Genomic DNA, 23,996 nt, shown 5'->3' on the forward strand with positions numbered 1-23,996 from the left:
GTTTATGGGTTACAAGCTATTCGTTACGTTATCCTCCATTGAGAAGTTTGAGTCAGATGGAAGCCTCTCTGAAAAAAATCCTACGATCGCTCTCGCTAGAACTTCGCCATATTCTGGAAGGCACTTACGACGAACGGGGCAAGTTTCACGCTGGCGATTTGGAACGCCGATTAAATGAGATTGGGATTTGGCGTGATCGCACTGCGAAACCTCTTGACGAATTACCTCATTTATGCATTGAAGATAAAGATGCGCGTCGGGTTGTTGATGCCTATATTCAATTTCGGGAAGAGGCGGGTGTCTCCCGTCAGGAGGCGGTGGCGGAGTTCTGTCTTGAGTCTGCTTATACTTGGGCAAACCGCCTGTTTGCGCTGCGCTGTATGGAGGCGCGGATGATTATCGATGAGGTAATTTTACAGAAAGATGCCTATGGGGGGCGATCGCTGGTTCACAATCGCTTTGCCCGTCGTAACCCTGAAGCTTGTGCGGGTGAGGACGATGGGTTGTTTGCCGTCTTGAGTGAGGAGTTTGTCGAGAGAGCAACGGAGTTACCCCAGCTATTTAATCCTAAAGCACCAGCCGTCGCCCTAAGACCTTCGGTATCGGCACTGAAACGGTGTATTGCTTTGCTGTCGGGACGGGAGAGTGTTGGGGTGCAGGCACCTGCCACGGATGAGGTGTTTGAGGCACCGGATGCTTTGGGTTGGGCGTATCAGTATTGGAACGCGGAGGAGAAAAACCGAGTTTTTGAGAAGGTTCGCACCAAGAAGGGAGCGAAGATTGAGGGAGCGGATATTGTCCCGGCGACTCAATTGTACACCGAGCCTTACATGGTGAAGTTCCTGGTGCAGAATAGCTTGGGGGCGTTGTGGATGGGGATGAATCCGCAATCCAAGCTGTATGAGGATTGGGAGTATTTTGTCAAAGATGCGGATCGATCGCCTGTCGAGCATAAGTCGATTTTAGAGGTTCGCTTTCTCGATCCAGCAGTGGGTTCGGGTCATTTTCTGCTGGAGGCGTTTGACCTGTTTTATGCGATGTATGAGGAGGAGGACAGGTTAACGGAACCAGAGGAAATCTGTGCGGCGATTCTTAATCACAATCTGTATGGCATTGATATTGATGAACGGGCAGTGCAGATTGCAACGGCGGCGCTGTGGATGAAGGCGAAGGAGAAAGCGCCGGATTTGGAAGCGTCTTATTTGGATGAGTTTCGGGGACATTTAGTGGCGACGAATATTCGTCTGCCGAGGGGTAAGAATCATCTGGAGGCGTTTCTCAAGCGATACCCAGACGATGAACCGCTGCGTCCTGCACTGGAAACGGTGTTTGAAGGGTTGGCAAATGCTCACCAACTGGGGTCATTAGTGCAGATTGAGGAGCCTGTAGAGAAGGAGTTGCGCTACCTCAAAGGCACAGAAGAATTTGAGATGAAGATGAATCTTCAGTTGGACTTATTTGAACCTGTGGTGGTTCAAGGGGAATTGCCTTTCGGGGTGGAGTCTTATGAGGATTGGCAAAAGAAGACGCTCTCCAGGTTGAAGGAACATTTTAATGCAGAGGCGGAGACGGCGGATTTATCTCAAGCGTTTTTTGGACAGTCTGCTGGGAAGGGGTTGGCGTTATTTGATTTGTTAGCAAAACGGTATGACGTGGTAACAGCAAATCCGCCTTATATGGGGGCTAGAAATATGGAAGTAAGGCTGAAAAGCTATATCACTAAGCATTATGTTTTTGGTAAAGGTGACTTATATACTGCTTTTGTGCTTCGCTGCCGTCAATTATGTTTGCGTGGTGGAAGAGTAGGAATGATTACTCTTCATGCTTGGATGTTCCATGCTTCCTATGTCGAAATACGTCGTTTAATTCTTCAGGAAGACTGCATACATCTGATTGCACAGCTTGGACGATATGCGTTTTCAGAGGCAGATCCACCAGGATTTGCTGTTTTATTCGTTTTTTCTCCGAATCATCTTAATGGTCATATCCATGCTTTTCGCCTGTCTGCTCCTCGGTTAGCTGATGAGCAAGCTCAACTGCTAGCTAATGCAATTTCCGAAACTATTTGTACAATTTCCTATCAAACTGCTCAAGCTAATCTATTATCAGTTGCTGGATATCCATTTGTCTACTCACTACGACCTAGTTTTTTTGAGATTGTGAGGCAAAATCCTACTCTGGAACAGTATGCAGATGTAGTTGCCGGTTTACAAACTGGAGTAAATGAGAGATTTATAAGAACTGATTGGGAAATTACAACTCTTCCAGGTTGGGTATCTTATCGAAAAGGAGGAGGTTTCTGTCGTTGGGTGGGTCTTGAGACATATAAAATTGACTGGCGCAATGATGCGATGCAATTACGAACAAGTCCTCGTGCTCGTTTTCAAAACTCAAACTACTATTTCAAGAAGGGCTTAACCTATTCTTATATATGTCGAGGAGCGCTTAATACTCGCGTTATGGAAGGATGCGTATTTGATGTAGCGAGTATGGGGGTTTTTCCAAAAATAGAAGATTATTGTCTACCTTTATTAGGTCTTTTAAATTCTCGCTTAGCTTCTTGGTTTCTCCGTACTATTAGCCAAAATTTAATGTTTCAGGCTGGCACGGCAAGTCAACTTCCAGTTCCTAATTCTGTTTTTACTTGCAAAAGGCTTACAGATTTTAGTAATTATTCTTTAAAAATCAAAGAGTATATTGAATCAGTAAACCCTACAGAAGAAACATTTAATTACTGGAATTTACTTCAATTGTTTAAAGCTCAGTTTAACTTTATAATATTAGAAACATTAATTCATACCTTAGAGGGGATGATCGAGACAGTAATTATTGACCTATATGATTTGGATTCCAATGACCAAAAACAGGTATTTGATGAGGTTGGCACTTCTCCTGGTTGGTTTTCCATCATTTCTAACTACGAAACATTACCTAAAATTCCCTCAGAACTTCCTGAAATTCTCCCAGAAATCCTCGACTACCTGCAAAAGTGCGATCGCCTCACCCTCCCTTCAGGCGAACTAACCAACCTCAAACGCCGTCTGCGTAATCTCTACGAAGCAGGTTCAGGTGCCAAAGTTGAAGACGAAGACATAGACAGTGACACCCCAACTGATGACGAAGAAGATGAAGAAGAATCAGAAGTTGCAGTTGGCGCACACATCCCCATCCCAACCGAAACCTTCCTCGAAGAACTCTCCGTCAAACTAGAAATCCATCCCATCTCCGTCTACTGGCTACTCAAAGAAGGCAGAGAACAGGAAGGCTGGCGCTGTATCCCAGAAGAAAAGCGCTTCACCGAAGACACCTTCACCGTCCTGGTGCTTCGCCTACTCGGTCATCGGTGGCCCAAACAAATCGAAGCAGGCGAACCCGTCCCCGATTGGGCAGACAAAGACGGCATTATCCCCATTTCCATAGGTGCAGGCGAACAAACCCTGCTAGACAGAGTGCGTGACAGAATCGCCGCAGAATTCCCCAACGGCAACGTCGCCAGCATCGAACGGGAATTTGCAGAAATCGTCGGCATCAGCCTAGAAAAATGGCTGACCGGGGGATTCTTCAAACGCCACATCTCCCAATTCAAAAAACGCCCGATCGCGTGGCAAATGGAATCCACCCCTGCGACTCGTAGCAAAGCAAGCCGAGGTACAACCCCTGCCTTTTCCAGCCTCGTCTACTACCACCAACTCAACGGCGACCTCCTGCCGAAACTTCGCACTCAGTACATCGGTTCCCTGCGGACGCGCTACGAAACCGAATTGCGTACCTTAGAAAACATCCCCAGCGACGAACGCACAACCGACCAAGCTGGACGTATACTGCAACTCCAGAATTGGATAGAAGAACTCAACACCTTTGACCAAAAACTGAGTGAAGTAGCCACCACTGGCTTTTGTCCCAGCGATGCCAAAACCTTAAAAGCCAGACTGCGCCAACTAGCAATTGACGATGCCACCCTCTGCCTCAAAGTCCTTTGGTTACGAAAACTGATGGACGTGATGCAACCGACACCCCTGGAAACCTGGAAACAAACGGCGCAAGAAACCAAACTCCACCCCGACTTCCCTAACTGGATAGAAGAAGCATTAATACATCTCGACCATCACTGTTCTGCTGTCGGTACTCAGCCACCGGATGCCGCGAACCTAACCAACGACCCCACCTCAGCCGACCTCGCCAAACTCATCTGCAAAGAAGCAAAATCAATGGTCAAGAATTCCCTATCTCTCGCTTGTCAGCGCTGGTGGGCGAAATTCAATGAAACCTTGCTAGTCCCATTGCGACAACAGATTAAGGATGCCACAGAAGACACCAAACAACTTAAGGAAAAGTGGGATAACCTTGGCACCACACCCGAAAAATTCCTAGTAGACGAGATTAAGCACAGACAGGCAACCCTCAAAGCTAAAATTAAGAACCTCAAGGCAGAACTCAAACAACGCACAGAAACGGGGGAAGCCATTCGCTTGTCAATCGAAACCTGGAAATGCCCAGAAGCCGAAACCTGGGAACCCTGGTTATCATCGCAGCCTCTGTATGATGCCATTTCCAGCCTCGACGGACGCCGCAACCCACCCAAGACAGTAGCAGAGTTTGTTGCTCAAGAAAGTGCCTACGTGCCAGACTTGAACGATGGTGTGCGAGTTAACATTGCGCCGTTACAGAAGGCTGGACTATTAGCTGCTGAAGTAATTGCGAAAAAGGATGTCGAGAAGGCAATAAGCGATCGGGCGGAGTGGCGTGCGGACGAACGCCGTTGGTGCCGCGAGGGGAAACTGCCACAGCCCGGATGGTGGAAGTAAACACTTATTCTTTTAACATATCAGAGCGCTATACACACGAAACAGCTTGGAGTAAGAATATGGGACTTCAGGAAGAAATTGACAGCATGAGGCAAGAAATTCGAGCCGATGGCTATTCAATGTCTATCGGTGAATGGATAAGCCTTTATGAGAATGAAGAAATTGATATACATCCAGAATTCCAACGATTTTTTCGTTGGTCTAGTCGCCAAAAAACCAGCCTCATAGAGTCTATTTTACTTGGCATTCCCATCCCACCTATTTTTGTATCTCAGCGTGAGGATGGAGTTTGGGATGTAGTAGACGGTCTACAAAGGCTATCTACGATATACGAATTTGCTGGGAAACTAAAGGATGAAGATAAAAATTTGATACCACCTTTAGTCCTTGAAGAGACTAAGTATTTACCAAATTTGAAAGGTAAAAAGTGGGACGATGCCTATGATACAGCAAATTCCCTAAGCTCGACACAACGGCTTTTGATAAAAAGAGCAAAAATTGATGCAGCTATTCTCCTAAAAGAAAGCGATGAGATTGCTAAATATGAGTTATTCCAACGATTAAATACTGGAGGGTCAATAGCTACACAGCAGGAAGTCAGGAACTGTATTCTCGTGATGGTTAATCGAGAAATGTTTCAATGGATGAAAGACTTGAGCCAAAACGAAATGTTCAGAGAATGTATAGCTCTTAGTGAGCGTCCCCTCGAAGAACAATATAATATGGAGCTATTACTAAGGTTCTTAGTATTCCGCAATATTGATGAACATGCAATGAAAGGAATAGGTGATTTGGGAGGATTTTTGACCGATAGGATGGTAGAAATGGCAAAAGATAAGAATTTTAATTATAAACAAGAAGAAGATGCATTCCATAAGACATTTGAAATTCTGTATGAACAAATGGGAAGTGATAGTTTTCGCAGATATTCTCCGAATAAAAACAAGTTTTTAGGTGGGTTCCTAGTCTCAGCCTACGAAGTGATTGCTTTGGGGGTTGGTTATAACTATGCAGAGTTATCTCACTCTCATATAGATATAAGAGATAGAGTGAAGCAAATTTGGACAAATCCTGAATATACGAACTGGTCAGGTTCAGGCACTACTGCACAGCGAAGAGTACCAAGGCTAGTTCCCTTTGGTCGTCAAATGTTCAAACCATGAAAATACGCACAGCAGAAAACCTTAGCGATAAACTAGCTGAGGAACTTGGATGGCGAAAAGTAGAGCTTTCAACATTGAAAGCTCTGATTGACTCGAAGTCATTTGCATCTGGAAAGCGGAAGGCATTACTGCGCGGTGGAATCACTATGCTTTATGCTCATTGGGAAGGATTTATCAAAGTAGCAGCAAATAGCTATTTGGAATTCGTTGCTATGCAGGGTCTACCTTATAAGCAACTTGCAAATAACTTTATAGCTTTAGCTATGAAGGATAAGTTAGATCAAGCAAGAGAAACGAATAAAGCAACTATATATAGTGAGGTTGCAGATTTCTTTACAACAAAACTTAGCGACAGAAGTTTAATTAGATATGAAAATAGAATTACTACCTCTAATTTATCATCATCTGTATTTAAAGAAATAGTATGTATGCTTGGCTTAGACTACAGATTTTATGAATCAAAAGAAGTGCTGATTGATGAAAGATTGCTCCAAAAAAGGAATAAAATTGCTCATGGTAATTATCTTGATATAGATGAAGAACAATATGATGAGTTACACACGCAAGTCATAGCAATGATGGATACTTTTCGGAATCAAATAGATAACTGTGCAGCAACTAAACAATATTGTTGCCCAGGTGCATCTATTGCATCACCCTAATCTCTTTTAATAGATGACCTCCTCTGATAGCCTTCGCAACTGGCTTCGCCAGGAAATCCTGCAAATCCTCAACCGAAGGAGTCCCCAACCCCCCCTTTTCATCTGGTGCGACCCTCGGCGCATCTGGAAAGACCTGCTACAAGCCGCAGCAGAGGACAACATCTTTGAACTTTGGGCAGAAGACACTCACGAACTCATACTTAGAGAAAAATTCTACAAAACCCCCCGCACTCCCCGCATCGTCTGGCTACCCGTCAGCCGCGACGAAATTACCTATTTCAAAGTCTTTGAACTCCAAGCTGAAGCGGTCAAACAACTCACTCTCTCCGAAGCCCTTTCCGAATACGGCATAGACATCCCCTCAGACTACCGCGTTGAACTCGAACCCATCCTACCTGCCCACGCCAAAGAATGGCTCGATTATCCCAAAGAGGCCTGGAAAGAACTCACCCCCGGTAATGTCAAAAGCACCCTCGTCAATGACGAGAAAATCCTAGAATTCCTAGCCACTCCCGGACTCAGCTTCGATCGCCTCCTCACCGATAACCGCTTTTCCATCTTTGCCCGTCGCGTCGTGGAAGATTTCGGACTCCCCGAACCCAAACCCGACAATGCCGAAGCATGGCGCATCCAAGCAACCGCGTCTCTCCTAGTCACCGATGCTGTTACCCGATGCCCAAATCATCCTCCCACCGAACGCGCTCGCATCATTCCAGAAGGGCAACAGCGAGAGGCGGCATTAAAACTGCTTGACCGTTGGCAAAACCAAATTAACCTAATTGACTACTTTGAACAATTATCCCCTCAAGCCGATAACCAAACCACCCTGCAATACTGGGCAAGCCACCTCGACACCATTCCCATCCCCCTTGCTTCCCAAATTGCGGAAAACACCCTATTCCAAAAGCAAATCCAACACCTCAGCACCATTCAAACCTTTGAGGAGTTAGTCAAAACCCTAGAATCCCGCGCTGTTGCCTACCAAACCCATGCCGAGGCATTCTGGGGACATCAAGCAAAAAACAAAGTCTGCTGGAGTCATCTAGTAAAACTCGCCATGAACGCCAGCCTGCTATACCAACACAACCAGGTAGAACAGCAGTGGAAGACTTCAATAGATGCCGTTAACTGGTTCACCACTCAAGGTTGGCAAGTCGATCGCGCCGGAGAAGCTCTTTTCCAAGAAGATACCGAACTCCCCAACGGACTCATCCGCGTCCGCACCCTGCTGCGTCAAGCGTACCTGCGTCATCTAGACCGAATCAACACCGCCTTCTCCGAACTGCTGTCTAACGCTTCATTGGAGTCCTTACCCCTGCCTTTTGCCGGAAATGCGATCTCCCCTACCGTCAACCAAGCCTCTGCAAAAGAACCCGTTGCCGTTCTAGTCCTTGATGCCTGTCGCTACGACATCGGCTGTCGCCTCGCCGAAGTGCTGAACCAAGGCGAACCCACCCAACGCGCTGAAGTTACTCCTGCCAAAGCCCCCATCCCCTCCATCACCGCCTTGGGAATGCCCTTCTGCCTCCCTGGAATTGCCGATAAACTTCGGGTTGAATTTCCCAAAAAACCAGGGAGTTACTGGCGCGTAACGGCAGACGGGTTCCCCGGCGACCTCAGCCAAGCCGAACAGCGACGGGAATGGCTGAAAAAGAACTACAAGCTCAAAGAGAAAAGTATACTAACCGTCAAGGATGTCCTAGATTCTGAGACACACGATGCCATTAATATCAACAATTTAGGCAAACTCATTTTCATCTTCGGTGATGAACTCGATGACCACGACGACACCCTCGAACCCTTTGGACTCAATCCCACCATTGAACGTTACGCCACCCTAATTCGCCGCCTGCGTTCTGGGGGATACAATACCATTGTGATGGTGACCGATCATGGCTTTTTCCGCTGGCAACCTGCTGAAGACGAGAATGACCCAGAAAAACCAGAAGGCGATATCCTGTGGAAATCGAGACGAGCGATCGCGGGTCAAAACCTCCAGCACTCCTCCGCCATCAAACTGCGCGTCACCAATGGCAATTTAGATTGCTACGTCCCCAGAAGCATCAACGCCTTCAAAACCTACGGCGGACTGGGATTCTTTCACGGCGGCGCAACCCTGCAAGAACTAATTATCCCTGTCCTCAAAGCCAACTGGCACCAGAGAGCTAAGAAAATTAAAGTCGTCCTCAAGCCCATCACCCAGATTACTTCCCTCAGCCAACGGATAGAAGTTGCCTCTGCCGCCGTCAACACGGATTTATTTGGCAACCTCGATGCAACCCTGACAACCCGACAGGTGCAGGTTAATGTCGTTGACCTCAGCACCGGGAAACGGCTGTTCAAGTCCAAAACTGCCGTAGCGATTGAACCAGGGGCAGAATTGCAAATCCTACAATTAGAAAAGGTAGAAGGGGCAGAAGCCAGAGTCGGCACCGAAATGGAACTCCGGCTCATTGATGCTGATGATGAAGAGGTATTAGACCGCAGGACTGTTACGCTCAAAGTTGACCTAGACGAGTGGTTTTGATAAGAAAATCACTTTGGCTAGTGAATGCAATAGCCCCGGACTAATGTCTGTGGGCAATATTGTTTACGAGGGCTGATATGGCAGGCGAGTTAGTATTAGATGAACTCGATCGCAAACTAGACAAGGCTTTCCCCGGTCGAATCGTCCGCAAGGACTTGGTAAAAAAACTCAAAGTCGGGTTCAACATTCCCGTCTATGTTTTAGAGTACCTGCTGGGCAAATACTGCTCGACCACCGATGAAGTGGAAATTCAAGCGGGACTGGAACAAGTAAAAAACGCGATCTCTGAACGGGTGGTACGCGGCGACGAGTCCGAACTAATCAAAGCCCGTCTGCAACGCTTGGGTTCCCTCAAGTTAATTGACCTCGTTATCGTTACCTTTGATGAAAAAGTCCAAGGCGGCAAATTCTGGGCGCGACTTTCCACCTGCGGACTCGACAAAGTTCATATCGATGAGGATATCGTTCACAAGTACGAACGACTGCTCACCGGAGGTGTCTGGGCGAATCTGGAACTAGTCTATGACGATTCCTTCGTTAGTGACGGTCAAATCCGCCCGTTTGTCATCCACCGCCTCGCCCCCATCCAAATTGCCAGCGCCAACTTTGAAGAATTTGTCGAAGGGCGATCGCACTTCACCCGCGACGAATGGATTGACGTACTTGTGCGATCGATGGGCTACGAACCCACCCACCCCGACTTTACCCTACGCCGCAAGCTATTGTTCCTGCTGCGTCTCGTCCCAGTTGTCGAATCCAACTACAACCTGATTGAACTGGGGCCGCGTGGAACGGGCAAATCTTACGTTTACCGAGAAATCTCCCCCTATGTCGTCCTCCTATCTGGCGGACAAGGGAGCATTGCTGACCTGTTTGGCTGGAAAAACCGTCGCGATAAGCCTGGATTGGTGTTGAGATTTGACTTGGTGGCATTTGATGAAGTGGCAGGTTCCAACTTCAAAGTCGAAGCCAACAAACAGATGTACAAGGGCTACATGGAACAGGGTTCCTTCTCTCGCGGGGATGACAAAGGCACCCTTTCTGCTGACGCTGGCATCGTCTTTAACGGCAACCTAGACGGTGATGTAGAAACCACTGCCCGTATCTCTCACCTATTCAACGCCCTCCCAGATGCCATCCGCAACGATATGGCATTCCACGATCGCTGGCACGCCTATCTCCCCGGTTGGGAAATGCCCAAAATGCAACCGGATTATTTTACTGCCCACTTGGGGTTTATTGCCGATTACATTGCCGAAATCTTCCACACCGAGTTAAGGAGGCGCAACTACACCGATACCTACGATCGCTTTTTCAGTTTGGGTAGTCATGTAGAAGAGAGGGATAGGAGAGCGATCGCACGTACTACCGCTGGTTTCGTCAAACTCCTTCACCCCGATGGCAACTGCTCCCAAGGGGAAATTGAAGAATACATTACCCTTGCCATTGAAGTACGTCGCCGAGTCAAAGAACAGCTCAAGCGCATGGGGGGCATTGAGTATTCCAAGGTGAATCTCTCCTACATCGACAAACAAACCGGACAGGAAACTATTGTCACCTGCCCCGAACTCAGTTCCGCCCAGATGATTCCCGATCATCCCCTTTCCCCCGGTGACTTATTCACTGTCGGGTTTGACTCCAACGAAAGCCGTTACTCCCTCTACCGCATCCAAATTTCTGCCATACCTGGGACACACCGCTTCAATCTCATCGGCACTACAGGCAAAGGCATCAAAGAAAGCGCACGTATGGCGTATGACTATTTGAAAGCCAATGCCAAACGGGTAGGCATTGACCGCGACCTCACATCCTACGACTTCAACATCCAAGTGATGAGTTTGATGCAGGGCAAAGATGCCGATGACTTGGGTGTAGCCTTCTACATCGGTTTAATTTCTGCCATTTTGAACCGTCCCATTGCAGGCGGTCTAGTAATTCTTGGGCAAATGAGTATTCACGGCGTTCTGAGTCGGGTGGAAGGGTTGGGAGACAAACTTCGTATTGCGATGGATGCAGGGGCAAAGCGGGTAATGTTCCCAACTGAGAATCGGCGAGACTTTGCCGAGTTGCCTGCTGGGGTGATTGATAAGTTACAGATTGATTTTTACAGCGATCCGGCACAGGCTGCGTTTAAGGCATTAGCAGAAATTTGAAGCTCAGCGCGATCGCTTCTGCTGCGGTCTCCGCTTTAAATCCTCAGCCAGTCAAATATCCACCAGTTCCCCCTCCTCCCACGCTTCACCATCCGGTTTAACCAACCGTTGTGCGAGCTTTTGAGTTCTACATCTGAGGGGCAATGCGATCGCTCTTTCAGAGCCGCTCCGCTAACGCAGCAGCACTTCGCGATCGCCTTCACTCCATTTTAGAGATACAGATTGCCACTCTTGTCAATCGCGTTGGGGCTTATCCCCACTCGGTGCAACTATGTGAATTAGGCTACCGTTGAACTTTATCGTTTTCTACTGATTGAGTAGACTCTTAATTTCTTCAGGTGTGAATGGATTTTCACCAGCACGTAGGGCATTAATCCAACGTTCCCGTTGGGATTTACTTTCCTTATCCTTAGTTTGCTTGATGTATGCTTGAAAGTCCTCAATCGCTCCTTTAGTGTTGCCTGCTCTAGCTCTGGCAAGACCACGGCTATTGCGAAAATTACCATCGTCAGGAGCAAGTGCTACGGCTTTTTCACAGGCAAACATTACTTGCTTGGCATACCCTCGCAGGCTACCGTCCCAGCAGAGGGTGTTCCAAGAATCGGCAGAGATGTCAACGTTTGCATCGAGCTTTTGGGCTTCGCTGTAGGTTGCGATCGCGTCCTTGAACTTAATCGTTTTTTTGAATTTATGCTGCACTAACAAAATATCTACTTTATCGGCGAGAGTTTGGGCTGCTACCCGTTTTGCTCTTTCTGTTGGAGCGATCGGTAGTGTAGGATTTTTCTCTCGTGCTTTTTGAAATTTGACGACTGCTCCTTGAATGTCGCCTGCTCGTGCCAACTCATCACCCTCTGCTAACCAATCTCTGTCTATACCATCGCAGGGGTTATAATCGCTCTTTTCGACATCCAAGCTGTTCTTCTCTAAATCTCGCTTGTTCTTCAAATAATTCTGCACCCAATGGCAACCTCGCACCCGGAGTTCATCCAATCCTTCAACCTGCCATAACTTAGTCCTGCCGTCAGAACCACTGGTCGCCAGTTGCTTGCCATCGGGGCTGAAAATTACACTCGTGACCGGGCCTTGATGTCCTTTAAATTCTGCCAACTGCTTGCCTGACAAATCCCACAACCCTGCTGTGCCGTCATCTCCACTGGTCGCCAGTTGCTTGCCATCGGGGCTGAAAATTACACTATAGACTGAGCTTTGATCCCCTTTAAATTGGGTCAACTCCTTGCTGGACAAATCCCATAAGCGAATCATACCGTCCATTCCGCTGGTCGCCAGTTGCTTGCCATTGGGGCTGAAAATTACACGATTGACCGAGTCTTGATGCCCTTTAAATTGGGTCAACTCCTTGCCGGACAAATCCCACAACCGGGCTGTGCCGTCAGAACCACTGGTCGCCAGTTGCTTACCATCGGGGCTGAAAATTACATCAAAGACCCTGCCTTGATGCCCTTTAAATTGGGTCAACTCCTTGCCGGACAAATCCCACAACCGGGCTGTGCCGTCAGAACCACTGGTCGCCAGTTGTTTGCCATCGGGGCTGAAAATTACACTCCAGACCATACCTTGATGCCCTTTAAATTGTGCCAACTGCTTGCCGGACAAATCCCACAACCGGGCTGTGTCGTCAGAACCACTGGTCGCCAGTTGCTTGCCATTGAGGCTGAAAATTACACGATTGACCGAGCCTTGATGCCCTTTAAATTGTGCCAACTGCTTGCCGGACAAATCCCACAACCGGGCCGTGTCGTCAGAACCACTGGTCGCCAGTTGCTTGCCATCGGGGCTGAAAATTACACTCAAGACCCTTTGATGCCCTTTAAATTGTGCCAACTGCTTGCCGGACAAATCCCACAACCGGGCTGTGCCGTCATCTCCACGGGTCGCCAGTTGCTTGCCATCGGGGCTGAAAATTACACGATTGACCGAGCCTTGATGCCCTTTCAATTGTGCCAACTCCTTGCTGGACAAATCCCACAAGCGAATCGTGCCGTCATCTCCGCTGGTCGCCAGTTGCTTGGCATCGGGGCTGAAAATTACACGATTGACCGAGCTTTGATGCCCTTTCAATTGTGCCAACTCCTTGCCGGACAAATCCCACAAGCGAATCGTGCCGTCAGAACCACTGGTCGCCAGTTGCTTGCCATCGGAGCTGAAAATTACACTCCAGACCATACCTTGATGCCCCTTAAATTGTGCCAACTCCTTGCCGGACAAATCCCACAAGCGAATCGTGCCGTCAGAACCACTGCTCGCCAGTTGCTTGGTATCGGGGCTGAAAATTACACGATTGACCGAGCTTTGATCCCCTTTAAATTGGGCCAACTCCTTGCCGGATAAATCCCACAAGCGAATCGTGCCGTCAGAACCACGGGTCGCCAGTTGCTTGGCATCGGGGCTGAAAATTACACTATAGACCGAGCTTTGATGCCCTTTAAATTGTGCTAATTGCTTGCCGGACAAATCCCACGAGCGAATCGTGCCGTCATCTCCACTGCTCGCCAGTTGCTTGGCATCGGGGCTGAAAATTACATCAAAGACCCTGCCTTGATGCCCTTTAAATTGGGTCAACTCCTTGCCGGACAAATCCCACAAGCGAATCGTGCCGTCATCTCCACTGCTCGCCAGTTGCTTGCCATCGGGGCTGAAAATTACACGATTGACCGAGCTTTGATGCCCTTTAAATTGGGCCAACTCCTTGCCGGACAAATCCCACAAGCGAATCGTGCCGTCATCTCCACTGCTCGCCAGTTGCTTGCCATCGGGGCTGAAAATTACACTCCAGACCATACCTTGATGCCCTTTAAATTGGGCCAACTCCTTGCCGGATAAATCCCACAAGCGAATCGTGCCGTCATCTCCACTGCTCGCCAGTTGCTTGCCATCGGGGCTGAAAATTACACTCCAGACCCTGCCTTGATGCCCTTCTAAACGGCTGCGTTCTCTGGTTCTGTAAGCCGTCATTTGCAGTGTTCCTAACACTCGATTCTGAGTTTTAGCGTCTGCCCAAGCTGCCTGCTTGAGTTTTTTTCCGGCCCTTAAACTCTCGATCAACGCATCGAAATCTCGGTCTGAAGCCAAAAGTGTTTCTGAAGATGCAGTGAGAGCATTGATCTCGCTCACTTCTGCCCGTTGTCTCTGATTTTCTGCCCGCCATGCCGATCCCAAAGCTGCAACTGCCAGAACTGCAAACACGCCCCCAGCCGCAATTGAACCTTTAAGGGCGCGTTTGAGAAACTGATTGAGCTTTTCTTCACCGAGTTTTCGTTGTTCTCGTTCCTTTTCCAGCTCAACCATTAATTCCTTCAATCTCGGTTCCTGTTGCTGGCGGATAAACGTAGCGATATAGTCATGCACTAGCTGATAGCGGTCAGCCGGAAGTTCTGGCAACAGCACGACCAAGCCGGAATCGACAAAAATCTGGAGTACCAAATCCAACTTGCCCGCTTCTGCCGCTAATGCCTGTAAATCCTGTTTCAGAATGTTGCGAGTTCGCAGAGGAATTTTATTTATGATGATGGGAGGCAACGGCAATAGGAATTGCAAATCCCGTTCCAATTCGGCACGAGTTTTCAGAGGACGAGTTCCTTTTTCATCCGTGAGCAAATACAGCACCAATTCCGCCGCTTGCTCGTTTTCAGCACCGCAGTCTTTCACCACTTCCGCCAGATAGCGCTTGACCAGTTCTTCCTTTCGACCGCAAGCCTGATACTCGGCTAGCTTGGTGATGTTCTCTGCTTGCAACTGCGCCCCCACAATTTGCAACTCAATCGGGCGCACTTCCCCCTCATTACCTGCTAAATCCCGCACCAGTTGCTCGATCAACGCAGGTTCTAAGTGGAAATAAGTGCGCTCGGTTAAGCGCTCGACGATCGCTTTCGCATCTTCGGCTGAAAAGTTGCCCAACCCATAGCGGACATTCTTGGTGAGAATATCATTGCCAATCGTCTTCATGCTGTCCAGGCGATCGCACTCCAGCAAGTAGTGCAAGTAATCCTCCCGCAACGATAGGATTACCTTCACTGGCAAAATGTTGAGGCACGCTCCCATAAATTCAAAAAATCGCCGCCTTTCGCCAGGAGTGGGATAGACAAAGAAGAATTCTTCAAACTGGTCGAAAATCAGTACCGTCCGCAGATGGCGCGATTCACCTTGTTGTAGCTGTTCCAAGATAGCTGCTTCTGAATCAAGGGGAATGGGTAAATCGATTCCCTTTTCTAAGAGTGCCTCTGCCAGTAATTTCCCTAATTCCCCAACCCAGCTCGTGTAAACTCGCATCGGTACAGGTAAAACATCAGACGTGCCAATCGCTTTGTGTTTCAAAGCTGGCACTAGCCCCCCATTGACTAGGGAACTTTTACCCACCCCAGACTGCCCGTGAATGACGATTAGCTTGTAGCTAGGCTCGCCTATCCGCTGAACTAAACGGTCCACATCCAACTGCCGACCAGAAGCGGTAATCTCTGGAGCTACAGTTTCCTGACTTGCCAGCTGCGTCAGAGCAGATTTTGCCTGTCTTTGCGGCTGTATGCGCCCTGCACCAACAAACGCCCGAAACCCATACTGCTGCTCAATAGATTGTCGAGCAGATTTAATTTCAAAGGCTTTGAAATATTCTCGCTGCTCGAAATAAAGTTTCTGTAAATGACTCAGGATGTCGAGATAAAACCAGGTATCAAACTCAGGGCTACCTACTTCTCTCGCTATTTCTAAATTACGGATAGCCTCTTGAGTTTCGTTTATCTGTTGTTGTGCTTGCGCCAGAAGAAACCGATAGAAAACTGGAGCGTATGAGGTTACAGATTGATTATTTCGTAACCTAGACCTAGACTCAGTATCTGAAATGATAGGCGATTGGGAGCCAGACGCTGTTGATGAAACTTTTATGGCTTTCTGGGCAAAGTCCCCCGCCTCTTGCCAGCGTTTGTCTGCTAGAGCTACCTCTGCTAAAAAGCCATAAGCCTGAGCCACTTCTATCGTCTTGTTTGCAGCTTGATGCCATTGCAAAGCTTTCTGAGCTAAAGCTTGCAATTGCTGCCAATCTTGTAATCGCCGCAGAATTATACCAAAGGTCAAAATTGAATTAGCAACTAAGTCTGGACGTTGAGCTTGTTCAAAAACTTCAATGCATTGCCGAAGATAATGCCGAGTTGCTTGCCAATCTGGGTGGTCGATTTCTCGATGCCGAAGTGCTTTCAGGTAATAGCAGAAGGCTATATTACTGAGGAGTTGCCCCTGTTGCTCTAAATTGTTACTCTGCTGCCAAATTTCTAAGGCTTTTTGATAATGCTCTAGAGCGAAATCTAAATTTCGATTGGTAGAATCCCCATATTTAGTAAGCCCTAGCAAGGATTCTATATTCGCTTTGAGTTCTAGGTCTAATACTTGTTCGCGGCTTTGTAAATCCTGACAAGCTAGTTTGATTTCCCGACAAGCTGATAAAGTAACGGTTAAATTTCCCTCAAAGAATCGCTCGGCTGTTTCTCTGAGGAAGTCTACTAATTCATGAGTGGTGAGCGTAAAGTCCGTCGTTGTTGCCCAACTCTCGAAATCAGGAGCTAGCCCAAGCAGTTTCTTCAAAACTTCATCATTCACCCAAAGCACCAATGGGAAATGGAAATTCTTGCGAAACTCCTCTCTGACTTGATTGGTTGCACTTAACAACTCATCCAAATCACCCACTGATTCTAAGCCAAATACCATCAAAGCATCTGGCTGTTGAAAGTCTAATTCCTCCTTAATTCTGGCATAGAGAGTCTTTTCAGACTCATTCAGTTCCAGAATACGGATTTCGACGCTCATTAGTTCTTGCAACCGCTCAACCAACTGCGATCGCAAGCGGGTATAGTTACAACGCGCTAAAAACAGCTTGAACTGCCCAACAGACGCCTCAATCGCCCAAGCCAATTTTTTAAGCGATCGCTCGTTGTGAACAGCCACATCTTGCGGTTGGTGCGATTCACTCATGGCTGCAACTCTTTCGCCTCTGCCAAAATCGGATTGATATCAAACCAAGACTCGCTGCTATCCCGATATTCAAACACCAATCGGCTGCGGATAAGCGCCTGGTATCCATCATCACCACTTACCTTCTTTCGTTGCCGCACCTGACGCAGCAACTCCCATTCATCATCGGAAATGGGCATGGTCATTTCATTGCGACGGGCGCGAATCACGGCTTCCAACGTTGCACCGGACAGAGGAAGCTCCATTTCCTCCATAATCCACGTATTCAGCAACCTCAGCAAATCTCGAACATGACCCCCGCTAACACGGCACAGGCGGTCTAGTGTGTTGGGACTGTCAAAAATTTCAGTAATCTTATTCAGGCGCTCTTGCTCATCAAACTCTGGAAACACTCTCGCCAGTACCATCTGCCGCAGCAATGCTATCCCTGCCTCACACTCACTGCCATCTTGTAACTGTATCGATACCATTGGCAGTACCCTCGGTTCATCAAAGCGCTGAGTGAGGTTCCCATAATCATTTGAGAACTTCAGGGCTAGCGGCATCGTATAGACCAGATGACAATTCAACTTTTTGAGATACTCACCCTGATCAACAAACAGGTATTCCTGTTGAGGACGCCCCCAAGACTTGGTGCGGGTATCTAAGCGATCGAGATTATCCACAATCACCACTAGCCCCTTTTTGCCTTGCTGTTTCAGGGAAGCGATCGCAGGTTCTAGCAGTTCCTGATTAATAGCTTCCAACAACTGCGTTTTTTGTGGACCCAAATACTGGTTGAGTTTCTCCCGCAGCGTTGCATCACTTTTCGCCTTTGTCGTGATTTCGCCAATACCAAACGCGAGAGAAAACTTTTCGTTTTCCGAAGTGATACCGATATCACCAAGTTTGGGAACTCCAGGCATTTCGGGAGGCTTCAATTTAAACCCCGTCACCTCGGAGTTTAAGACCTTCCAGGCTCCCTGTAGCAACCCTTTGAGCCTACTGGGTTCCTCAAGTGTAATTTTGTCCAAACTCTGACTGACTCGATGTGCGATCGCCAGCAACACATCGCTAATATCAACATCCGTCATTTCCAGGTCTTCACTGGACTCAAAATAGACCACCTGAAAGCCTTCGTGTTCCAGTTCGGTCTTCAGCCGCATTAGCTCGGTGGATTTGCCACAACCGATATGCCCTGTAAATAGAACACAGGTAGGAGCATCGGGGGAGAAAAATGTGATTTTTTGCTTCAGCTTCTTGATAATCTCGCCGCCCCGAACCGAAGAAAAGTCAATGTAATACTTCTTGTCTTCCGGATTTTCTACGACCAGGGTCTTGCCAGGGTCAGTTGCCTGAAAAAATTTTCGTATATCTACCGTCATGCCACGTCCCAATTGGTTTCTTTGGAAGCCCTATTCGACACCATAGCTTTACCAGCAGGGTTTTATGGAAGATTGTTAGCTTCTGTTAAGCTCAGGCAGTGACAAGAAAGTTAAAGCGCGCAGTATCTGAGTGGTGTAGTCCTAAAACTTCGCTTTCCCCGCCAGAACACGGGAATCGCCAGCGTGGTTTGCCGAGAATAGTGGTCTATTTACAACATGTAACCGAACTCAATTGGTTGTTGAAAACAGACAGGTCTTCGAGTCATTTTTTTGAGCGCTTGTGCTGTCGTCTCCGCTTCAAATCCTCAGCTAGTCGAATATCCACCAGTTCCTCCTCCTCCCACGCTTCACCATCCGGTTTAACAAGCTGTTGGGCAAGTTTTTGGAGTTCTGAATCTGAAGCGCGATCGCCTTCCAGTAACTCATTAATCCGTTCCACAGACATTTCAGCATCCACCGCAAGTCTCCCAAGTGCCCAGTCGCGATTACTCAACGTTTCGTCAATCACAGATGCGATCGTGGGTACTGCTTGGGGCGCAGTCGATGCAGCCACTACTCCCGAAGATTCAGACAGTGGCGAGTCTTCCTGCTGTTGCTGTTTTTCGATCCAGTTAGCGATCGCTTCCTCTAAACCGACATTAATATCCTGACCCAAACTTTTACAAATTCCCTTGAACTTCAAGGAAAGCGTCTTAGGGACAAAACCCCGCAACTCCTGATAATTCGTAGATTTCCTTTTATCGACCACAAATAAGCTATACACGGGAGTTTCAGGCTTCATTCTCGCACAAACTCGCGAAAGCTCTATTTTCGCTAATATTGCTATTATTGCTAATATCGCGTATATCGCGTACTTTTGATTGTATTCACTCAACCCCAAGCAATCGTGATTCCGGACTTGCCTTTAATCGGTTTGGATGCACCGCCTCCATCAGTCCGCCTCCCCCCCAACTTCCCAGATAGCGCCCAAATACCACGTTTTCTGTATGGAGATCGCCTCCAGTGGAAGCCGCTATCTGATACAGACGAAACTGACAGGGGCATCGTCATTGGGCGGTTCTACACCTTTGCTCCTCATCGCTACCAGTGGGAGTGGAAATACCTGATTCTCCTGGCTCCTGAATCTCCCAGCGCTCAGTTCTGTGTCGCTGATACCTGCTGGGAAGAACATCTCGAACCTCTACCGTTGGAGACAAACTCATGACCTCTCCTCGTCCCCTCGGACAACGAGAACTGGAGTTAATTCGTCTCTACGCCACCTGCCAGTTAGGGATGTCTCCCCGTGCCTTTGAAGCCAAGTGGAACATAACGCGAGCGCAAATGGCAGCAATCTGTCAATGCTCCCTTGCCACAGTCCAACGCTGGTTTGAGCGAGGAACAAACTTTTCACCACCCACTAGATACCACCTGCGCTACCTAGCACTCGCAGATTTGTTTATCGAGCATTTTGAAGAAATTCCCGACAGGTTGAAGGCTCTTTTATGCCCTCCCTTCAATAGTCAAGAGTGATTTAAACAAAGTTAACAAAAAACTATCAGATTGAGAGGAATCCCATTGATGCCTCACTTGGTCACACAAGAACGTTTTAGGGTAGTTAAAACTACTCCGTTGCTGCTGCCGACTTCTAGCACGAACAAGGGCATGACCTCCATTTCCACCTTCGATATCACCAAAGAACCCCTGCTCGACCTGCTACGGGACATCCAACAGGGCAAAATACAGCTCGTGGACTTTCAGCGTTCCTGGTGCTGGGACGAAGAGCGCATCGAACGAGTTATCGCCAGTGTCTCTTTAGGCTTCCCTGTCGGTGCTGTGATGCTACTCCAGCAAGGCAACTCAGACGTAAAGTTCAAACCCCGCCTCGTTGAGGGCACGACCCTCGACCAGCCGCCGACGCCTACCGCCTTGATTCTCGACGGACAGCAACGCCTTACCAGCCTGTTCATGTCTCTGCTATCCAACCAACCCGTTTGGATTGACCAGGGCAAACGCTATCCCCCTTTACAGCGCTGGTACTACATCGACATCCTCAAAGCCCTAGATTACCCCCATACTGACCGTCGCGATGCCATCTTTGGCTTAACCGCTAACAGAATGCTGCATCGGCTAGGAGAAGCGGCGCTTAATTGTTCTACTCCAGAAAAAGAATTTGAATCGGGCTTATTTCCCGTCTCCCAGGTATTTAACTTTTCCCAGTGGCGCTCTCAATACTGCCAATACTGGAATTACGACCGACAGAAGTTAGCTCTCATTGAACAGTTTGAAGCGACGGTCATCAAAAAATTCGAGCATTATCAGATGGGGTTGTTTGTCTTGAAAAGTGAACTGCCTAAAGAAGCTGTCTGTTACATTTTTGAGGAAAACAACAAGCGGCAGAGTGAACTTACCCACTTTGACTTATTAACCTCTGCCTTTGCTGCTAGTGAGTTTGACTTGCGGCAAGATTGGACGCAACGAGAACAGCGTTTGGCGACGCATCGAGTGTTGCGGCTGCTCAAGGCGACGGATTTCCTACAAGCGATCGCTTTGATGGTCAATTACCAACGGCGAACTGAAGCTCTCAACCAAGGTAGTGATACCGACCGACTGCCAGCGGTGGTGTGCAATTACCAGGATGTGTTGCGTCTGGATTTATCCCAGTATCAGCGTTGGGTGGAACCCATTACTCAGGGCTTTGAGGCCGTTGCTCGCTTTCTCCATACCCAGGCAATATTTGATGCCGATGACTTGCCCTACCCGATGCAATTAGTGGTGATGGTGCCGCTGTTTGTCATCTTGGGCGAAACCCTGAAGCTCGACTGGGTACGGCAACGCATCGAACAGTGGTTTTACTGCGGGGCAGCATCAGGAATTTACTCCCGTTCGCGGCAATCAACGGCGGCTAAGGATTTAATTGAAATTCCCCAATGGGTCAATGGTGGGGAAGTGCCTGCCACGATTCAGGAAGCTGAGCTGTTTGCGGCACGGTTGCAGAATTTGGTTAGTTCTCAAGGGGCGGCTTATAGAGCAATTACTGCCTTGCTTCGACGCGATGGAGCGTTGGATTTTTTGAGTGGCGAACCGATTACGGCAGTGCGTTACTTCCAACAACGGATTGAGAACCATCACATCTTTTCGAGGGAGTGGTGCAAGCAGCAGAAGATTCCCCGTTGGCGCTACAACAGCATCGTGAACAAGACTCCCCTAACGGCGAAGACGAATAAATTCTTAGGGGGGAAAGCACCATCAGCATATCTGGCGAAATTAGAAGAACAAGGGATGTCGCGGCAACGGATTGATGAGATTTTGCGATCGCACCTGATTGAGCCGATGACATTGCACAACGATGATTTTGATGCATTTTTTGAGGCAAGAACACAGGCACTGTTATCGAAAATGGGTCGAGCAATGGGTAAGGGTTTGATTGGGGAGCCTTTGCTGGAAAATGGCAACGGTAATGGATTTCATCCAAAGATATTTACCGATTATCAAGCTGGGAAGTGACAGTTGCGATCGCCTCTTGTAATAAGAACAACTGTTTTTGTTCGGGCTGATGTAGTACACCTGTTTCCATTCAGTATCCCAATCAAACTCTGTTAGTTTTCCCAAGTCATGAGCATCATTACTGTTCAATGCCAGCTCAAAGCGACTGAAGACTCCCTGCGCCATCTCTGGAGCCTAATGGCAGAGAAAAATACACTTTTGGTCAATGAACTTCTGAAACAGATTAATACTCACCCTGATTTAGATAACTGGTTGCAAGAAGGAAACATTACCGCCGAAGTCATCGAAGGACTCTGCAAAAATCTCAGAGCTGAATCTCGCTTTCAGGATATGCCAGGTCGTTTCGCCAACGCTGCTGAGAACTTAGTCAAATACATTTACAAGTCCTGGTTTGCTCTACAGGAAAAACGCAGGGTTCTCCTCCAGAAAAAACAACACTGGCTCGATATGCTTAGAAGCGATTTGGAACTAGAACTAGAAAGCGGTTGTAGTTTAAAAAAGCTACGTACTCAAGCCACGAAAGTCCTCACCAAGAAGAAGGCTGAGTTAGAGCGCAATCAAGAAGAAAAATCAGATCAAGCTCCTAAGGATAATTCAAAAGCCTTATTCAACAGCCTTTTCCAAGCCTACGACAAAGCTAAAGCCCCTCAGCAACGCTGTGCGATCGCCTATTTATTGAAAAATAATTGCGAGGTTAGGGAAGTAGAAGAAGACCCCAAAGCTTATCAACTGCGGCGGCGCAAGAAGGAAATTGAAATCGACCGCCTCGACGAACAGCTCAAGAGCCGTCTTCCCAAGGGAAGAAATCTATCTGACCAAGAGTGGCTGGAAGCCCTGGAACAAGCGCAGGAACTAATCCTCGATGACGAGAAATTGAGAGAAGTGCAAGCCAGTCTTACCAGAAAACAAAGCTCAGTTCCCTTCTCGATATCCTACGAAACCAGCACCGACTTGCGATGGTCGAGAAATGAACACAAACGCATCTGCGTTAGTTTCAATGGCAAAGGCATCAGCAAGCATACTTTTGAGGTTTTCTGCGATCAGCGCCAACTACATTGGTTTGAACGCCTTGTTCAAGACTATAAAATTTTTACCCAGAACAAGGAGCAGGTTCCTGCTGGATTACTGACTTTACGTTCTGCTCGATTAGTTTGGCAAGAAGGTGAAGGCAAAGGCGAACCCTGGCAAGTGCATCGACTGTTGCTTCACTGCTCTGTTGAGACTCGTTTGTGGACAGCGGAGGGAACCGAGGAGGTACGTGCCGAGAAAATTGCGAAAACGCAAAAAATTATCGACAGTATGAAAGCAAAAGGCAGTCGGAGTAACAAGCTGACAGCCCATGAAACTTCTCTAAACCTACTCAAAACCTTTGATGGCTTCTCTCGCCCCAGTCAAGCAGGCTACAAGGGCAATCCCTCAATTGTCATTGGGGTTAGCTTCGGAAAAACTAAACCGGCAACGGTTGCGGTTGTCAACATCGAGACTAGAAAAGTTCTGGCATATCGTGATGTTAAGCAATTACTGAGCAAGCCCATCAAGGAAGGGAAAACTAAGAAGAAAAAGACTCAGTATGAGCAACTCAAACGTAGGCGAGAGCAACAACGCCTCAACAACTACGAACACCACAACGCTCAAAAAAAGGGTACTCCTTGTAACTTTGGAGAATCGAGGCAAGGGGAGTATGTGGATAGACTGCTGGCAAAAGCGATTGTGGAAGTGGCTTTACAGTATCGAGCTAGCAGTATTGTCCTACTAGCCTGTCAAGGGCAAATCGATGGGTATAAATTGGGTAGTATTTAAGGTAAAAGTCTTAACCAACTACCACCGAGCTGTCCAATGAGTAAAAAGTATATAGTAAGC

Annotated in this window: 13 protein-coding genes; 10 read left to right on the plus strand and 3 right to left on the minus strand. The window is 47.8% G+C overall.

From position 1 onward, the window contains the following. The first annotated feature begins 56 nt into the window (after positions 1-56). The 6 genes from pglX to H6H02_RS09865 all read left to right on the plus strand — a co-directional run bounded on the left by pglX (position 57) and on the right by H6H02_RS09865 (position 11,603). The gene (gene pglX / locus H6H02_RS09840; RefSeq protein WP_190817049.1) at positions 57-4,805 is read left to right on the plus strand and encodes a BREX-1 system adenine-specific DNA-methyltransferase PglX; all 4,749 of its coding nucleotides are present in this window, start codon (positions 57-59) and stop codon (positions 4,803-4,805) included. 59 nt (positions 4,806-4,864) lie between these two features. Then, on the plus strand, positions 4,865-5,968 hold the full coding sequence (locus H6H02_RS09845) for a DUF262 domain-containing protein (protein ID WP_190817104.1): 1,104 nt from the start codon (positions 4,865-4,867) through the stop codon (positions 5,966-5,968). Then, complete coding sequence (locus tag H6H02_RS09850) at positions 5,965-6,630, plus strand: MAE_28990/MAE_18760 family HEPN-like nuclease (protein ID WP_190817051.1); 666 nt, start codon at positions 5,965-5,967, stop codon at positions 6,628-6,630. The genes H6H02_RS09845 and H6H02_RS09850 overlap by 4 nt, the downstream gene beginning before the upstream one ends. Positions 6,631-6,643: 13 nt before the next feature. Continuing rightward, positions 6,644-9,157 (plus strand): PglZ domain-containing protein, encoded by a 2,514-nt coding sequence (locus H6H02_RS09855; protein ID WP_190817053.1) that lies wholly within the window; start codon positions 6,644-6,646, stop codon positions 9,155-9,157. A 77-nt stretch (positions 9,158-9,234) separates the two neighbouring features. Beyond that, positions 9,235-11,310 carry a protease Lon-related BREX system protein BrxL gene (gene brxL, locus H6H02_RS09860; RefSeq protein WP_190817055.1) on the plus strand — a complete coding sequence of 692 codons (2,076 nt, stop codon included), beginning with the start codon at positions 9,235-9,237 and terminating at the stop codon, positions 11,308-11,310. Positions 11,311-11,453: 143 nt separating this feature from the next. After that, entirely contained in the window at positions 11,454-11,603 is a 150-nt protein-coding gene (locus H6H02_RS09865) for a hypothetical protein (RefSeq protein WP_190817057.1), read from the plus strand. 13 nt (positions 11,604-11,616) lie between these two features. Here the strand turns inward: H6H02_RS09865 and H6H02_RS09870 are convergent, their stop codons facing one another. From H6H02_RS09870 to H6H02_RS09880, 3 genes are all read right to left on the minus strand, one after another. Then, a complete protein-coding gene (locus tag H6H02_RS09870; RefSeq protein WP_190817059.1) occupies positions 11,617-17,289 on the minus strand; it encodes a hypothetical protein in 5,673 nt (1,890 codons plus the stop codon). Beyond that, positions 17,286-18,653, minus strand: a complete 1,368-nt coding sequence (locus H6H02_RS09875; protein WP_190817061.1) for a P-loop NTPase fold protein — start codon at positions 18,651-18,653, stop codon at positions 17,286-17,288. The genes H6H02_RS09870 and H6H02_RS09875 overlap by 4 nt, the downstream gene beginning before the upstream one ends. Before the next feature lie 262 nt (positions 18,654-18,915). Beyond that, positions 18,916-19,434, minus strand: a complete 519-nt coding sequence (locus H6H02_RS09880; protein ID WP_190817063.1) for a hypothetical protein — start codon at positions 19,432-19,434, stop codon at positions 18,916-18,918. Between the two features lie 75 nt (positions 19,435-19,509). On the opposite strand from H6H02_RS09880, the gene H6H02_RS09885 reads away from it, so the two are divergent. The 4 genes from H6H02_RS09885 (at position 19,510) to cas12k (ending at position 23,936) form a co-directional block, all read left to right on the plus strand. Beyond that, positions 19,510-19,857 (plus strand): hypothetical protein, encoded by a 348-nt coding sequence (locus H6H02_RS09885; protein WP_199329083.1) that lies wholly within the window; start codon positions 19,510-19,512, stop codon positions 19,855-19,857. Then, entirely contained in the window at positions 19,854-20,162 is a 309-nt protein-coding gene (locus tag H6H02_RS09890) for a helix-turn-helix domain-containing protein (RefSeq protein ID WP_190817065.1), read from the plus strand. Before H6H02_RS09885 ends, H6H02_RS09890 begins: the two co-directional genes overlap by 4 nt. A 48-nt stretch (positions 20,163-20,210) precedes the next feature. Continuing rightward, positions 20,211-22,136 (plus strand): DUF262 domain-containing protein, encoded by a 1,926-nt coding sequence (locus H6H02_RS09895; protein ID WP_190817067.1) that lies wholly within the window; start codon positions 20,211-20,213, stop codon positions 22,134-22,136. A gap of 108 nt (positions 22,137-22,244) precedes the next feature. Further along, complete coding sequence (gene cas12k / locus H6H02_RS09900) at positions 22,245-23,936, plus strand: type V CRISPR-associated protein Cas12k (RefSeq protein WP_190817069.1); 1,692 nt, start codon at positions 22,245-22,247, stop codon at positions 23,934-23,936. Positions 23,937-23,996 lie beyond the last annotated feature (60 nt).

Origin of the sequence: Coleofasciculus sp. FACHB-1120 (assembly GCF_014698845.1) — a bacterium.
Classification (GTDB): domain Bacteria; phylum Cyanobacteriota; class Cyanobacteriia; order Cyanobacteriales; family FACHB-T130; genus FACHB-T130.

What these genes read in the sequence shown, in the direction of transcription:
- brxL (WP_190817055.1), top strand. Translation starts at nt 9,235, where the DNA reads ATGGCAGGCGAGTTAGTATTAGATGAACTCGATCGCAAACTAGACAAG.
- H6H02_RS09870 (WP_190817059.1), bottom strand. Translation starts at nt 17,289, where the DNA reads ATGAGTGAATCGCACCAACCGCAAGATGTGGCTGTTCACAACGAGCGA.
- H6H02_RS09895 (WP_190817067.1), top strand. Translation starts at nt 20,211, where the DNA reads ATGCCTCACTTGGTCACACAAGAACGTTTTAGGGTAGTTAAAACTACT.
- H6H02_RS09865 (WP_190817057.1), top strand. Translation starts at nt 11,454, where the DNA reads ATGCGATCGCTCTTTCAGAGCCGCTCCGCTAACGCAGCAGCACTTCGC.
- H6H02_RS09875 (WP_190817061.1), bottom strand. Translation starts at nt 18,653, where the DNA reads ATGACGGTAGATATACGAAAATTTTTTCAGGCAACTGACCCTGGCAAG.
- H6H02_RS09855 (WP_190817053.1), top strand. Translation starts at nt 6,644, where the DNA reads ATGACCTCCTCTGATAGCCTTCGCAACTGGCTTCGCCAGGAAATCCTG.
- H6H02_RS09890 (WP_190817065.1), top strand. Translation starts at nt 19,854, where the DNA reads ATGACCTCTCCTCGTCCCCTCGGACAACGAGAACTGGAGTTAATTCGT.
- cas12k (WP_190817069.1), top strand. Translation starts at nt 22,245, where the DNA reads ATGAGCATCATTACTGTTCAATGCCAGCTCAAAGCGACTGAAGACTCC.
- H6H02_RS09850 (WP_190817051.1), top strand. Translation starts at nt 5,965, where the DNA reads ATGAAAATACGCACAGCAGAAAACCTTAGCGATAAACTAGCTGAGGAA.
- H6H02_RS09880 (WP_190817063.1), bottom strand. Translation starts at nt 19,434, where the DNA reads ATGAAGCCTGAAACTCCCGTGTATAGCTTATTTGTGGTCGATAAAAGG.
- pglX (WP_190817049.1), top strand. Translation starts at nt 57, where the DNA reads ATGGAAGCCTCTCTGAAAAAAATCCTACGATCGCTCTCGCTAGAACTT.
- H6H02_RS09845 (WP_190817104.1), top strand. Translation starts at nt 4,865, where the DNA reads ATGGGACTTCAGGAAGAAATTGACAGCATGAGGCAAGAAATTCGAGCC.